Source organism: Streptococcus pseudopneumoniae (genome assembly GCF_001072925.1).
Classification (GTDB): Bacteria; Bacillota; Bacilli; order Lactobacillales; family Streptococcaceae; genus Streptococcus; species Streptococcus pseudopneumoniae_Q.
In genome coordinates this window covers 1-13,044 of the sequence record NZ_JVHE01000079.1, presented here as the reverse complement: position 1 = coordinate 13,044, position 13,044 = coordinate 1, and the positions used below count along the sequence as shown (strand labels likewise).

Annotated in this window: 14 protein-coding genes; 9 read left to right on the top strand and 5 right to left on the bottom strand. The window is 40.3% G+C overall.

What is annotated here, in order from left to right:
- The 3 genes from ADH81_RS04365 to ADH81_RS04355 all read right to left on the bottom strand — a co-directional run.
- Positions 1-387 (bottom strand): ABC transporter ATP-binding protein (locus ADH81_RS04365; RefSeq protein WP_049526755.1); only part of this gene is annotated, 387 nt, incomplete at its 3' end.
- A gap of 326 nt (positions 388-713) precedes the next feature.
- The gene (locus ADH81_RS04360) at positions 714-1,688 is read right to left on the bottom strand and encodes an ATP-binding protein (protein WP_049526754.1); all 975 of its coding nucleotides are present in this window, start codon (positions 1,686-1,688) and stop codon (positions 714-716) included.
- Positions 1,681-2,358 carry a response regulator transcription factor gene (locus ADH81_RS04355; RefSeq protein WP_000548968.1) on the bottom strand — a complete coding sequence of 226 codons (678 nt, stop codon included), beginning with the start codon at positions 2,356-2,358 and terminating at the stop codon, positions 1,681-1,683. The genes ADH81_RS04360 and ADH81_RS04355 overlap by 8 nt, the downstream gene beginning before the upstream one ends.
- Positions 2,359-2,453: 95 nt before the next feature.
- Here ADH81_RS04355 and ADH81_RS04350 point away from each other — a divergent pair, with 95 nt between their 5' ends.
- On the top strand, positions 2,454-3,530 hold the full coding sequence (locus tag ADH81_RS04350) for a DUF2974 domain-containing protein (RefSeq protein WP_049526751.1): 1,077 nt from the start codon (positions 2,454-2,456) through the stop codon (positions 3,528-3,530).
- A gap of 105 nt (positions 3,531-3,635) precedes the next feature.
- Positions 3,636-4,265, top strand: a complete 630-nt coding sequence (locus ADH81_RS04345; RefSeq protein WP_049526749.1) for an MBL fold metallo-hydrolase — start codon at positions 3,636-3,638, stop codon at positions 4,263-4,265.
- A 58-nt stretch (positions 4,266-4,323) separates the two neighbouring features.
- Here ADH81_RS04345 and ADH81_RS10695 read toward each other — a convergent pair.
- Both ADH81_RS10695 and ADH81_RS04330 read right to left on the bottom strand, forming a co-directional pair.
- Positions 4,324-5,453, bottom strand: a protein-coding gene (locus tag ADH81_RS10695; RefSeq protein WP_414716804.1) for an IS3 family transposase whose coding sequence is annotated in 2 segments (ribosomal slippage) — positions 4,324-5,183 and positions 5,183-5,453 — 1,131 coding nt in all. Because the reading frame shifts where the segments join, the coding sequence is not laid out codon by codon here.
- Positions 5,454-5,552: 99 nt separating this feature from the next.
- Positions 5,553-7,445, bottom strand: a complete 1,893-nt coding sequence (locus tag ADH81_RS04330) for a M13 family metallopeptidase (RefSeq protein ID WP_049526746.1) — start codon at positions 7,443-7,445, stop codon at positions 5,553-5,555.
- A 179-nt stretch (positions 7,446-7,624) separates the two neighbouring features.
- On the opposite strand from ADH81_RS04330, the gene ADH81_RS04325 reads away from it, so the two are divergent.
- The 7 genes from ADH81_RS04325 to ADH81_RS11420 all read left to right on the top strand — a co-directional run bounded on the left by ADH81_RS04325 (position 7,625) and on the right by ADH81_RS11420 (position 12,879).
- Positions 7,625-8,347 carry a metal ABC transporter ATP-binding protein gene (locus tag ADH81_RS04325; RefSeq protein WP_049526743.1) on the top strand — a complete coding sequence of 241 codons (723 nt, stop codon included), beginning with the start codon at positions 7,625-7,627 and terminating at the stop codon, positions 8,345-8,347.
- Positions 8,344-9,192 (top strand): metal ABC transporter permease, encoded by an 849-nt coding sequence (locus ADH81_RS04320; protein ID WP_049526741.1) that lies wholly within the window; start codon positions 8,344-8,346, stop codon positions 9,190-9,192. The genes ADH81_RS04325 and ADH81_RS04320 overlap by 4 nt, the downstream gene beginning before the upstream one ends.
- 31 nt (positions 9,193-9,223) lie before the next feature.
- On the top strand, positions 9,224-10,153 hold the full coding sequence (locus ADH81_RS04315; RefSeq protein ID WP_049526739.1) for a metal ABC transporter substrate-binding protein: 930 nt from the start codon (positions 9,224-9,226) through the stop codon (positions 10,151-10,153).
- 120 nt (positions 10,154-10,273) lie between these two features.
- Positions 10,274-10,768: a thiol peroxidase gene (tpx, locus tag ADH81_RS04310; protein WP_049526738.1), complete on the top strand. Its 495-nt coding sequence runs from the start codon at positions 10,274-10,276 to the stop codon at positions 10,766-10,768.
- A gap of 89 nt (positions 10,769-10,857) precedes the next feature.
- Complete coding sequence (locus ADH81_RS04305) at positions 10,858-11,508, top strand: metal-dependent transcriptional regulator (protein WP_049526736.1); 651 nt, start codon at positions 10,858-10,860, stop codon at positions 11,506-11,508.
- Positions 11,509-11,626: 118 nt separating this feature from the next.
- Positions 11,627-12,337: a nicotinamide mononucleotide transporter family protein gene (locus ADH81_RS04300; RefSeq protein WP_193389823.1), complete on the top strand. Its 711-nt coding sequence runs from the start codon at positions 11,627-11,629 to the stop codon at positions 12,335-12,337.
- A 128-nt stretch (positions 12,338-12,465) separates the two neighbouring features.
- Positions 12,466-12,879: a hypothetical protein gene (locus tag ADH81_RS11420; protein ID WP_049526734.1), complete on the top strand. Its 414-nt coding sequence runs from the start codon at positions 12,466-12,468 to the stop codon at positions 12,877-12,879.
- The last annotated feature ends 165 nt before the right edge of the window (positions 12,880-13,044 follow it).

Here is a 13,044-nt window from a genome sequence, read left to right as displayed (position 1 = left end):
CGTCACGACCAATTTTTTCATCATTTCTGTAATAGGCTTTCTAGACAATACCAAAGGGAGTAAGATATTGTCTTTAACAGAAAGCGTATCTAACAAATTGAAGTCTTGGAAGACAAAGCCTAACTTTTCACGACGGAAGCTTGATGCTTCAGTATTTTTAATGGTAGCTGTGTCTGTTCCGTTTAGGAAGACCTGACCACGAGTTGGTTTGTCAAGCATGGCGAGAATATTGAGTAGGGTTGATTTCCCAGAACCAGACTCACCCATAATGGCAACATAGTCGCCTTTTTCTACGGTAAAGTGAATATCTTTCAGAGCTTCTACTTGATTGCCTTGGAAACGTGTTTTATAAATCTTTTGAACGTGTTTTACATCTAATAGTGTCATGATAATCTCCTTTTTAATATCCCATTAATTGAAACTGAGCCTGCATAATAGCGCAACCGAGCTGAACTCGCTCGATCTCTTTTGGACTTGGTTTACTGGTTTGTTTCTTTTGTAAGATTGTTTTCATGGTTTCTCTCCTTTTTCTTTATGCTATAAGTTTACTCCAAATAAAGAGGACTTGCCATAACATAACCTTACAAAAGAGGTCTGTAATCTTACATTTTTGTAAGATTACAATTTTTTATCTGATTGAAGCCTGCTTTCTTACCATAACAAGGTCTAAAGAAGAGCCTGAAAGGATTCTTCCAAGCTCTTAGTAATTCTTTTCACTCAATCAGTAGGTTTACTTCTGAAAACTTAATGCGCACAGTCGTCCCTTGACCAAGTTCGGATTCGATACGGATTTGATGTCCTAATTCTTGGCTGATTTTTTGGGTCAAGTAGAGTCCAAGTCCAGATGACTGCTGGGTCATGCGACCATTGTAGCCTGAAAATCCGCGTTCAAAAACTCGCAATTGATCACTGTTTTTAATGCCAATCCCAGTATCTTTGATGCAAAGTTCTTGATCTTCCATATAGATCTCAATTCCACCTTCATTAGTATACTTGAGACTATTTGAAAGGATTTGTTCAATAACTACTAACAGCCATTTTTTATCTGTAACAATGCTTCTATCCAAGTCATGCAGATTAACACTTAGGCCTTTCTGGATAAAGAAAATAGCATATTTACGAATGACTTCCTTGACCAAATCCTCCACATTTTCTTTCTTCAACACCAGATCATCATGGAAGCTCTCTAAGCGTAGGTATTGGAGAACGAGGTTGGTGTAGGAATCAATCTTAAAAATTTCCTGTTCCAACTGTTGTTTCAATTGGCGATCTGCCACCTCACTCACTAGAAGTTTACTGGCTGAAATGGGTGTTTTTATCTGATGCACCCAGAGTGTATAGTAATCCACCAAATCATTATAGCGATTTTCCGCATCTGATTTCTTTTGGTAGAGTTCTTCTTCACTTTTCTCTAATTTTTCAGTCAGTAGAGCCTCCATTGGTGACTTGGCTTCTCTTTTTCCGTAAAATAATTCCTTACGATAGCGTTGCAATTCTATCAAGAAATCATATACCAAAAACAAAAGTGTCAAAAAGGTAGATAGAAAGAAGAAATAGTTAAAGTAAGGCACTTGGTTATCAAATAAGACCTCAAAGAGAAAAAGTAAACCTGTAAGTAAGAAAATAAACACGAAAAAACGGCTACGCGAACGGATATAAGCTAGAAAAAAACTTTTGAAATCAAGCATGTTTCAATCCGTACCCTATTCCTTTCTTGGTTTCGATAAAACCAATCAAACCTTCTTCCTCCAATTTCTTACGTAAGCGGGCGACGTTTACAGACAAGGTATTATCATCAATAAAAAAGTCACTATTCCAGAGCTCCCGCATCAGGTCGTCACGCGCTACGATATTTCCCGCATGCTCAAATAAGACACGTAAAATCTGAAATTCATTCTTGGTTAAACTGATAGCTTTGCCATTGACATGCACATCCATAGACTTGGTATTGAGGATAACTCCAGCATACTCTAAGAGACTTTCATCCCGCCCAAACTCATAAGAGCGACGCAACAAACCCTGTACTTTGGCTAGAAGAACCTGCTGGTCAAAAGGCTTGGTTACAAAGTCATCCGCCCCCATATTGATAGCCATAACGATGTCCATGGCCTGGTCTCTCGAAGACAGAAACATAATAGGAACTTTGGAAATCTTGCGAATCTCCTGGCACCAGTGATAGCCATTAAAGAGAGGCAAGCCGATATCCATGAGAACCAGATGAGGCTCAGACTGAACAAATAGTGTTAGAACTTCCATGAAGTCTTCTACCATGACTACCTCAAATCCCCATTCAGAGAGCATTTTCCCAACTTGTTGACGTATAACTGGATCATCTTCTACTAGTAAAATCTTGTGCATCTGCTCCTCCTTTTTCTATATTATAGCAAAATTCTCCTCACTACTAGCGAAATTGATGTAAATCTGATATGATAAAAGTTAAGAAAGGAGTTCCCATGGCCAATATTTTTGACTACCTAACCGACGTTCAATACGATTCTTTTTATGACCTTCCCTTAAATGAATTGGATATACTAGCTCTGACAGAGCTGACCTATCTTTCTTTTGATAACCTATTGGACCAGCCTGTCAATCGTTTAAGCGATGTCGCAGCACGTGTTCCTCGTGAGACTAACATGTTGACCAATAAAGAACGTCTCCAGCTCCTGGATCAGTTATCCCAGCACAAACGTTTTAAAAATAGTAAACTCTCTAACTTTGTAAACGAGATTGATACGGAGCAACAGAAACAATTCGCTGCTATGACCTATCGTCTGAACCTAGATACTTATCTCATTGTCTTTCGTGGCACAGACGACAGTATTATTGGCTGGAAGGAAGATTTCCATATGACCTACATGAAGGAAATACCTGCCCAAAAACATGCTCTTGAATACTTGGAAGATTTCTTTACTCAACATCCAAAACAAAAAGTGATTGTTGCTGGACATTCTAAAGGTGGGAATCTGGCTGTCTATGCTGCCAGTCAAATCCAGCCTGAATTGCAAGACAAGATATCTGCGGTTTATACCTATGACGCCCCTGGTTTGCAGGCTCATCTGACTGAGACCACTGGTTATCAAGATGTTATTCCAAAAGTTCACCGTTTCGTCCCACAAGGTTCTGTCATCGGCATGATGCTAGAAGTTCCTGATACTCCTATCGTCGTCAAATCTACGGCTCTCGGAGGAATCGCCCAACACAGCACCTTTAGCTGGCAAACTGAGGATAATCACTTTGTCCAACTAGAGGCCATCAGTAGCGAGAGTCTCCAAATTAAAGACACTCTCAAAGAATGGGTGGATAGTGTTCCCGATGAGGAATTGGAGCTCTACTTCGATCTCTTCTTTGGTACCATTCTAGAATCTGGAATTAGTTCCATTAATGAACTGTCTTCTAAAAATGCTATTGACCATGTTCGACAACTTGTTTCTCAAGCCCAGACACTGGAGCCCGAGCAAGTTGAAATCTTAAAAAATCTGACACAACTCCTACTGGATGCTCGTTTCCAAGCTTGGAAGAATCATTTTTAATAACAAGAAAGTCCCTTCCTTTATGGAGGGACTTTCTTGTTGATTCCTTATTTTATTCTTCTGTGTTATACTAGTAGGAGTAAATGCTTTGAAAGAGGAAATCCTATGAAAATCCATAAAACTGTGAACCCTGTTGCTTATGAAAACACTTATTATCTCGAAGGAGACCAACACCTGATTGTTGTTGATCCGGGTAGCAACTGGGAGGCTATTCGTAAGACTATCGAGAACATCAATAAAACCATCTGTGCAATTCTCCTGACCCACACCCACTACGACCACATCTTGAGTCTGGACTTGGTCAGAGATACTTTTGGAAATCCTCCCGTTTATGTAGCGGACAGCGAAGCCACTTGGCTCTACACTCCAGTTGACAACCTCTCTGGTCTCCCTCGTCATGACGATATGGCAGATGTCGTATGTAGACCAGCTGAACACACCTTTGTCTTTCATGAAGAATACCAGATTGAGGAGTTCCGCTTCACTGTATTACCAACTCCAGGCCACTCTATCGGAGGAGTTTCATTTGTTTTTCCAGATGGGCACTTGGTCTTAACGGGTGATGCTCTCTTCCGAGAAACTATTGGACGAACAGACCTACCTACAGGTAACATGGAACAACTCCTCCATAGTATCCAAACCCATCTCTTCACTCTCCCAAACTACGATGTCTATCCAGGACATGGTCCAGCTACGACTATCGCGCACGAAAAAACTTTTAACCCATTTTTCTAAAATATAAAAACCAAGGACTGGCACTGCACCCCAATAATGGGACAAGAGAAAACCCCTCTTATGCGACCAGTTTTCTGTAATCTACAGGAGACTGGTCATTTAATTTCTGTTGAATTCTAGTTTCATTATAAAATATGATGTAATTTTTGACAATATCTGTTATACTATCTTTGGTTAAGTTTCTCCACTTATGGAGATAGAAGGTTTCAGACTTGAGAATAGAGTGGAACCATTCGATACAGGCATTATCTGCTGGTGTTCCTTTTCGGGACATAGAGCGGGTGATGCCTTTTTCTGTACAAGCCTGATAGTAAGCTTTTGAGGTGTAGACAGATCCCTGATCACTGTGTAAAAGTGCTCCTTGAGGTAGCTCAAGTTGATGAAGTGTGTCGAGCACAAAGTCCGTATCTTGGCATTCGGAGATGGTATAAGCTACAATTTCACGATTATAGAGATCCATGATTGAAGATAGATAAAGTCTACAGTTCCCAAAGTAGAGGTAGGTGATGTCTGTGACAAGCTTCTCCATAGGCCTGTCTGCTTGAAAATTACGATCCAGCTTATTGTCTGTTACATGGTAAGGCTTCCCTAATTTAGGTCCCTTCTTGGGACGGACACGGCAAAGGCAGTCCTTTTCCTTCATAATACGATAGATCTTCTTGCGATTAACGACAAGGTTATAAACTTTCTTGAGCAAGCGAGTGATGGTTCGATAGCCGTAAATAAAGTGATTTTCCATACAGAGTTGTTCGATTTTATCTGCTATTTCGTCTCTTTTCTGAGAATTCTTACACTCCTGTTTCCAGCGATAAAAGGTTGAGCGTTTGACTCCGAAACACTCTAAAATAATAGATACAGGGCACATTTTCTTATACTCTTCCACTAGCTTGATAAGACTTACTTTGTCGATTTTCTTATCAAGCTCTGATACTTTTTTAGTAATTCTACCTGTAAACGTAACTGTTCCACTTCAGATAACTGCTTCATCCCTTTACCATAAGTATATTGTTTCCCCACAGGTTGGTGGAAACGGAACAATTCATCATTCTGATACCATTGCCACCAGGTCTTGACCTGACTAACATTTTTTATACCGAGGGTATCCATGATAACCTTATTTGATTTACCTGCCTTTTTCATTTCGATACAGGCTAGCTTAGTTTCTACTGAATAGGCTTTTTTGACCATAACAAAACACTCCTGTTTCTAGTTTACCAGATTTCAACAGGAGTGTTTTCTTGTGTCTCATTTTATGGGTGCAGTGCCACTCCATCCTTGGTTTTTTGATTACCAAATAATCACACGATCTTCTGGTGAACGCCACATACCGTCGCCCTCTTTGACATCATAAGTTGTAAAGAAGTCATCAAAGTTTGGCACTTGGACATTGACACGGAGTTTAGCTGGCGCGTGCACATCGACACTTGCCATGAGTTTCATCAACTCTGGGCGGCCTTTCATACGCCAGATACGAGCAAAGTTGTTGAAGAACTCTTCAGCTGAGAAGTCAGGTTCTCTCTTGGCAGCTTCAAGGGCAGCAGCAATTCCTCCTAGGTCCGCAACGTTTTCTGATACGGTCAATTTACCGTTAATAGTTGCGCCGTAAGATTCTTGACCATCAAACTGATCGATAACCTTCTGCGTTTTCTCTTTAAAGGCTGCATAGTCGCTCTCTGTCCACCAGTCCTTGAGACTTCCATTTTCATCAAAGGAAGCTCCATTAGTATCAAAGGCGTGAGAAATTTCATGAGCGATTACCGCACCGATACCTCCATAGTTGGCAGAAGATGACTGATGCAAGTCATAGAATGGTGCCTGTAAAATAGCGGCTGGGAAAACAATCAAGTTCTTTTGTGGATTGTAGTAGGCATTGACCATGTGAGCAGGCATGCCCCACTCTTTGTAATCAACTGGCTGGTTCCACTTGCTCCAGCTGTGCTTGATTTCCACAAGCGCAAAGGCTAGAGCATTCTCAAAGAGACTAGCGTTTTCGTCTACTACTTTATCCTTGTAGCGAGCTGGGAGCTCTTCTGGATAACCGATATAAGGCTTGATAACATTGAGTTTGACGATAGCTTTTTCTCGTGTTTCAGGTGTCAGCCAGTCGTTTTTAGCTAAACGTTCCTTATAAACATCAATCATGGTCGCTACTTTTTTCTCCACGTCTGCCTTGGCTTCTGGAGAGAATTTTTCGTGGGCATACCAAAGTCCAAGGGCTTGTTTGAATGGTCCTTGCGCTAAGTGGTAAGCAGCCTTGCGTTTATCTTGGGCTTCTGGAACACCTGAAAGAGCACGGCCATAAGCACCTGACAAGATACGAATCTCATCTGTCAAATAGCTCGTTGAAAGGTTGACCACACTCAAGATCAAGCTTGCCTTGAGCAAAGGCCAAGCTTCTTCACTATAGAATTGCTCTGCCGCTTGCCAGAAACGTTCCTCGTCTACGATGACCTTATCTGGAGTTTGACCAATCACTGCTTGGAAGAAGTCATCGAGAGGCAAGGCTGATGCAAACTTTTTGAAATCTTCATAAGAGTATGGATGGTAGAGTTTGGCATACTCTGAACTTTCTTCGTTTGAAAGTACAACTGCTGCGATACGACGGTCTAATTCCAATCGTTTCTCTAGCAAATCTGCGATTTCTTCATCTGAGAAGTCATAGGCTTTGAGGAGATTAGCAGTACTTTCTTTCCAAAGGTTCAATAATTCCTCGCGCTGTGGATGGTCTTCCGCATAGTAGGTTGTGTCAGGCAAGATTGTTCCTGGAGCACTAGCCCAGAGAACATTGGTTCTAGCATCCATAAAGTCTGGTGATACACCAAATGGAAGGAAGTTTGGTTTCCCAGCTAGCTCAAACTCTGCTAGTTTACTTGCGAAATCCGCAAAACTTTCTAAATTCTGGTATTCCTTCAATAAAGGAAGTACTGGCTTGATCCCATCTTCTTCTCGCTTATCGAAATCTCTGACCATACGATGGTATTTGACAAAGTTTGCTAGGATAGGATCTTCAGGAACATTTTCTCCAGCCAACCACTTGTCAGTCGTCGTTAGCATCAACTCTTCGATTTCTTCGTCAAGGTCGATAAAACCACCTGTTCTCGATTTATCAGCTGGAATAACTGCAGTCTTTTCCCACTCACCATTTATAGCATCATAAAAATCATCTTGATAACGTGTCATCTTGTTCTCGCTTTCATTTTTCACTTATTCTTAGCTTAGCAAAAATCCTTTGGGAATGCAATTAAAAATGGTCTCTCTTTTTTCTTCATTTTTCAGTTATTATTTTAAATTTTTTCAAAAATTAACTTGACTTAATTTTTATTTTAAGGTATATTAAAAGATAGGAGGTATACAAGTGTATGATACGTATTGAAAACCTAAGTGTCTCCTACAAAGAAACGTTGGCACTCAAAGATGTTTCACTGGTGCTCCAAGGACCAACGATTACCGGGATTATTGGTCCAAACGGTGCTGGAAAATCAACCTTATTAAAAAGTATGCTGGGTATTATCCCACATGAAGGACAGGCTTTTATCGATGATAAAGAAATGAACAAATCTCTTAAGAAAGTTGCCTATGTCGAGCAAAAAATTCATATCGACTACAACTTTCCTATCAAGGTAAAAGAATGTGTCTCTCTGGGACTCTATCCATCCATTCCACTCTTTCACGTTTTAAAGGCGAGTCACTGGAAAAAAGTAGCTGAAGCACTAGAAATTGTCGGCCTATCTGACTACGCAGATCGTCAAATTAGTCAACTCTCTGGTGGTCAATTCCAACGTGTCTTGATTGCGCGTTGCCTGGTTCAAGAGGCTGATTATATTCTCTTAGACGAGCCCTTTGTGGGGATTGACTCGGTCAGTGAAGAGATTATCATGAACACGCTGAGAAATCTTAAAAAAGCTGGCAAGACGGTCCTTATCGTTCACCATGACCTCAGTAAGGTTTCCCACTACTTCGATCAAGTCTTGCTTGTCAATCGAGAAGTGATTGCCTTTGGTCCAACCAAAGAAACCTTTACCGAAGCCAATCTCAAAGAAGCTTACGGTAATCGACTCTTTTTCAATGGAGGTGACCTATGATTGCAGAATTTATCGATGGATTGCAAAAATTCCATTTCTTACAAAATGCCTTGATAACAGCTATTGTCGTTGGGGTCGTTGCTGGAGCTGTGGGATGTTTCATCATCCTACGCGGGATGTCACTCATGGGAGATGCCATTTCACATGCTGTCTTGCCAGGTGTTGCCCTCTCCTTTATCTTGGGCGTTGACTTCTTTGTCGGAGCCATTGTCTTTGGATTGCTAGCTGCCATCATCATTACCTACATCAAGGGGAACTCGATTATCAAAAGCGATACCGCCATCGGCATTACCTTTTCTTCTTTCTTAGCCCTCGGTATCATCTTGATTAGTGTCGCTAAAAGTTCAACTGACCTTTTCCATATCCTTTTTGGTAATATCCTGGCCGTCCAAGATACGGATATGTTTATTACTATGGGTGTTGGAGCAGTCATTCTCTTGTTAATCTGGATTTTCTTCAAGCAACTCTTGATAACTTCCTTTGATGAACTATTGGCTAAAGCCATGGGAATGCCTGTCAATTTCTATCACTACCTACTCATGGTACTCTTGACTCTCGTGTCTGTGACAGCCATGCAAAGTGTCGGAACTATCCTGATTGTAGCCATGCTGATTACCCCAGCTGCAACTGCTTATCTTTATGCTAATAGCCTGAAAAGCATGATTTTCCTTTCCTCAACCTTTGGAGCTACTGCTTCAGTTTTGGGACTCTTTATCGGTTATAGCTTTAACGTTGCGGCAGGTTCTAGTATCGTGCTTACAGCCGCTAGTTTCTTTCTCATTAGCTTCTTTATCGCTCCAAAACAACGATATTTGAAACTGAAAAATAAACATTTGTTAGAATAAGGGGTAAAGCCCCAATAAATTGGAGGATCTAATGAAAAAATTAGGTACATTGTTCGTTCTTTTTCTTTCCGTTATTGCTCTTGTAGCATGTGCTAGCGGAAAAAAAGATGCAGCTTCTGGTCAAAAACTAAAAGTTGTTGCTACAAACTCAATCATCGCTGATATTACTAAAAATATTGCTGGTGACAAGATTGATCTTCACAGTATCGTTCCTGTTGGTCAAGACCCTCACGAATACGAACCACTTCCTGAAGACGTCAAGAAAACTTCTCAAGCCGACTTAATCTTCTACAACGGCATCAACCTTGAAACAGGTGGAAATGCCTGGTTTACAAAATTGGTAGAAAATGCTAAGAAAACTGAAAACAAAGACTACTTTGCAGTCAGCGAAGGCGTTGATGTTATCTACCTTGAAGGCCAAAACGAAAAAGGCAAAGAAGACCCACACGCTTGGCTTAACCTTGAAAATGGGATGATTTTTGCTAAAAACATCGCCAAACAATTGAGCGCTAAAGACCCTAGCAACAAGGAATTCTACGAAAAAAATCTCAAAGAATATACTGATAAGCTAGACAAACTTGACAAGGAAGCTAAGGAGAAATTTAACAACATCCCTGCTGAGAAAAAACTCATTGTAACTAGTGAAGGATGCTTCAAATACTTCTCTAAAGCATATGGTGTCCCAAGTGCCTATATCTGGGAAATCAACACTGAAGAAGAAGGAACACCTGACCAAATCAAGACCTTGGTTGAAAAACTTCGCCAAACAAAAGTTCCATCTCTATTTGTTGAATCCAGTGTCGATGATCGTCCAATGAAGACTGTTTCTAAAGACACAAATATCCCAATCTATGCGCAAATCTTTACGGACTCAATCGCTGAAGAAGGTAAAGAAGGCGATAGCTACTACAACATGATGAAATACAACCTTGACAAGATTGCTGAAGGTTTGTCTAAATAAGTTTTTAAAAACGTCAGTCACCATGAATTGGCGTTTTTTTTTCTGTTCAAATTCCGGTCAAATTATTGGAAAACTCTGAACATCTAATGTAGAATGAAAGAAAAAAGATTGGAGTAGCTTATGACTACATTCCTTGGGAACCCTGTTACGTTTACGGGAAAACAACTACAAGTCGGCGACAAGGCGCTTGATTTTTCTCTCACAACGACTGACCTCTCTAAAAAAACACTGGCTGATTTTAATGGGAAGAAAAAGATTTTGAGCGTCATCCCTTCTATCGATACAGGTATCTGCTCTCTTCAGACTCGTCGCTTTAACCAAGAGTTGGCGAATCTGGATAACACTGTTGTCCTTACTGTTTCTATGGACCTCCCATTTGCCCAAAAACGCTGGTGTGGGGCAGAAGGAATTGAAAATGCTATTATGCTTTCAGACTACTTCGACCACTCCTTTGGACGTGATTACGCCCTCTTAATCAATGAGTGGCACTTACTTGCTCGCGCGGTCTTTGTTCTTGATACTGACAATATCATCCGCTATGTCGAATACGTGGATAATATCAACAGCGAACCAAACTTTGAAGCCGCGATTGAAGCAGCAAAGTCGCTTGACTAAAAGAAAGACCACTTATAACAAGGCAGAAAGCTAGAGAAATCTAGCTTTTTTTGGTATACTAGATGGAGATAATAAACAAGGAAATACGAATGACACCAAATAAAGAAGATTACTTAAAATGTATTTATGAGATTGGCATAGAAGTTCCTAAGATTACCAATAAGGAAATCGCTGCTCGGATGCAGGTATCACCTCCAGCTGTAACTGAGATGATCAAGCGCATGCAATCCGAAAATCTTATATTAAAAAATAAAGAAAATGGCTATATACTAACGGATATTGGCTTAAAGCTGGTCTCTGAGCTTTATCGTAAGCATCGACTGATAGAGGTCTTTCTAGTTCACCATCTAGACTATACCAGCAATCAGATTCACGATGAGGCTGAGGTATTAGAACATATCGTTTCAGACCTTTTTGTGGAGCGACTGGAAAGTATGTTAGGCTTTCCAAAGACCTGTCCCCATGGTGGAACCATTCCTGCCAAGGGTGAGCTTCTAGTTGAGGTTAATAACCTACCACTCTCTGATATCAAGGCAGCTGGAACCTATCTTTTGACAAGAGTTCATGATAGCTTTGAACTTCTCCAATATTTGGAAAAACATGCCATCCATATTGGAGAACAACTCCAAGTCAAGCAGTTCGATGGCTTCTCTAATACCTTTACTCTGATTCACAACCATGAAGAACTTCAAGTCAGCCTCGAAATCGCCAAACAGCTCTATGTTGAAAAACTGAACTAATTTCTCAAGTCCCCTACCAACCCTGAAAGCTTGATTTTCAGGGTTTTATTTCTAGCATTTGATGTTACTCTCGTTTTGTTGTAGAATGTTTGTAAAAAAAAGAAAGATATTTTAACCTATGAAAAAATCACTAAAAATTTTTGCGACATCCAAATGGTTTGACCTCTTTGGGGTTGCTCTGGTCGTTGGAATTGCGATCGCATCTGGTTACCTCAACTCCCGTCTCGATAAATTCGTAGACTGGGGCCCATGGACTGCCCTTGTGCCCTTTGGATTGATTTCCGTAACCAACGTTGGGATTTCCATGTTGTCCACTCGTTTCACGGGAAAATTAAGCAAATGGGGAAATTACTTTGGCATTGTCAATACGATTTTGTCCGGCACCATTGACTATATCCTTGGAAATAAGGCGGCCATTATCACCTATCCTGTCACCTTCCTCATTTATACCTTTGCTATTAAGAAATGGGAAGCTTCGCAAGAAGGCAGACCCAACCAAATGAGCCAAAAACAGATAAAATTAGCTACCATCATCATTTCAATCATCGCCTTCCTCTTTGCATTTATGACCAACTATATCGGCTATGGAGGAAAGATGAATCTCCTTGCCTACGTAACAACTATTTCCTTTGCACTCTCCCTCATTGCCAATGCTTTGAATGCATTGAAACTGACAACTCAGTGGGGATTTTGGTTGATTTACAATTTCGTTCAGCTGACAAAGGCTGGCATTCAAGGAAACTTTGCCAATATCGGAAAATACATCTTTTATATCCTCAATGCAATCGGAGCTTTATTTGTCTGGAATGATGAAGAAGTGGAAAAATAGAAGGAAACTCAAATAAAGAAAGCAAGCCGACTTAATAGAATCTCCTTACTAAAATTTTTTATCATTTTACTTGTAACTCCCATTCTTTTGGAGTAGAATGAAGCTAGATAAAAGAGGGAGGTCATCTTATGAAAAATCTCTTTAGAATCCATTTTACAGCCATCGTAGTCAGCGATTTACTACTGTTAGTAACTTTCAGACCCCGATACGAACTTTCTTTGGAGATAGGCCTGATTTTTTGCTTCATTTTCATCCTTGCTCAAGGACTACTGCTATTTCGCTTGGTCAATCGACTCAAAAAACATTTCTCTGAGATTTATCCTCAGATGAACAAAAAAATTCGCCTTTACTACTTAGAGATTCTCTCCGCTGACCTACTATTATTTGTCTTTTTAGCCATCACTGGCCCTCAACATTTTTACTCTCTTACTCCAGTCTTTACTTCCTGTCATTCTACTTTTTATTATATAACGGCTAGCCACCTAAGAGAAAACTATCCAGACTTTTATGACAAACATATCTCTTTGTGGGAGTGTCTCTAAGGAAAAAAGGTTTTATCATGAAAAAAATCATCTACATCAAAACCATTCAACTCCTCATCATCGATAGAATCATGCTGGCATTTTTGACATTTAAAGAGGGGCTTATACTCAATGAAAATCAAAGAGCAAACTAGGAAGCTAGCCGCAGGCTGTACTTGAGTACGG

Bases quoted from the DNA above. Each gene is read 5' to 3' on its own strand.
- ADH81_RS04325 (WP_049526743.1), top strand. From the start codon at position 7,625: ATGATACGTATTGAAAACCTAAGTGTCTCCTACAAAGAAACGTTGGCA.
- ADH81_RS04360 (WP_049526754.1), bottom strand. From the start codon at position 1,688: ATGCTTGATTTCAAAAGTTTTTTTCTAGCTTATATCCGTTCGCGTAGC.
- ADH81_RS04330 (WP_049526746.1), bottom strand. From the start codon at position 7,445: ATGACACGTTATCAAGATGATTTTTATGATGCTATAAATGGTGAGTGG.
- ADH81_RS04305 (WP_049526736.1), top strand. From the start codon at position 10,858: ATGACACCAAATAAAGAAGATTACTTAAAATGTATTTATGAGATTGGC.
- ADH81_RS04345 (WP_049526749.1), top strand. From the start codon at position 3,636: ATGAAAATCCATAAAACTGTGAACCCTGTTGCTTATGAAAACACTTAT.
- ADH81_RS04320 (WP_049526741.1), top strand. From the start codon at position 8,344: ATGATTGCAGAATTTATCGATGGATTGCAAAAATTCCATTTCTTACAA.
- ADH81_RS04300 (WP_193389823.1), top strand. From the start codon at position 11,627: ATGAAAAAATCACTAAAAATTTTTGCGACATCCAAATGGTTTGACCTC.
- ADH81_RS04350 (WP_049526751.1), top strand. From the start codon at position 2,454: ATGGCCAATATTTTTGACTACCTAACCGACGTTCAATACGATTCTTTT.
- ADH81_RS11420 (WP_049526734.1), top strand. From the start codon at position 12,466: ATGAAAAATCTCTTTAGAATCCATTTTACAGCCATCGTAGTCAGCGAT.
- tpx (WP_049526738.1), top strand. From the start codon at position 10,274: ATGACTACATTCCTTGGGAACCCTGTTACGTTTACGGGAAAACAACTA.
- ADH81_RS04315 (WP_049526739.1), top strand. From the start codon at position 9,224: ATGAAAAAATTAGGTACATTGTTCGTTCTTTTTCTTTCCGTTATTGCT.
- ADH81_RS04355 (WP_000548968.1), bottom strand. From the start codon at position 2,358: ATGCACAAGATTTTACTAGTAGAAGATGATCCAGTTATACGTCAACAA.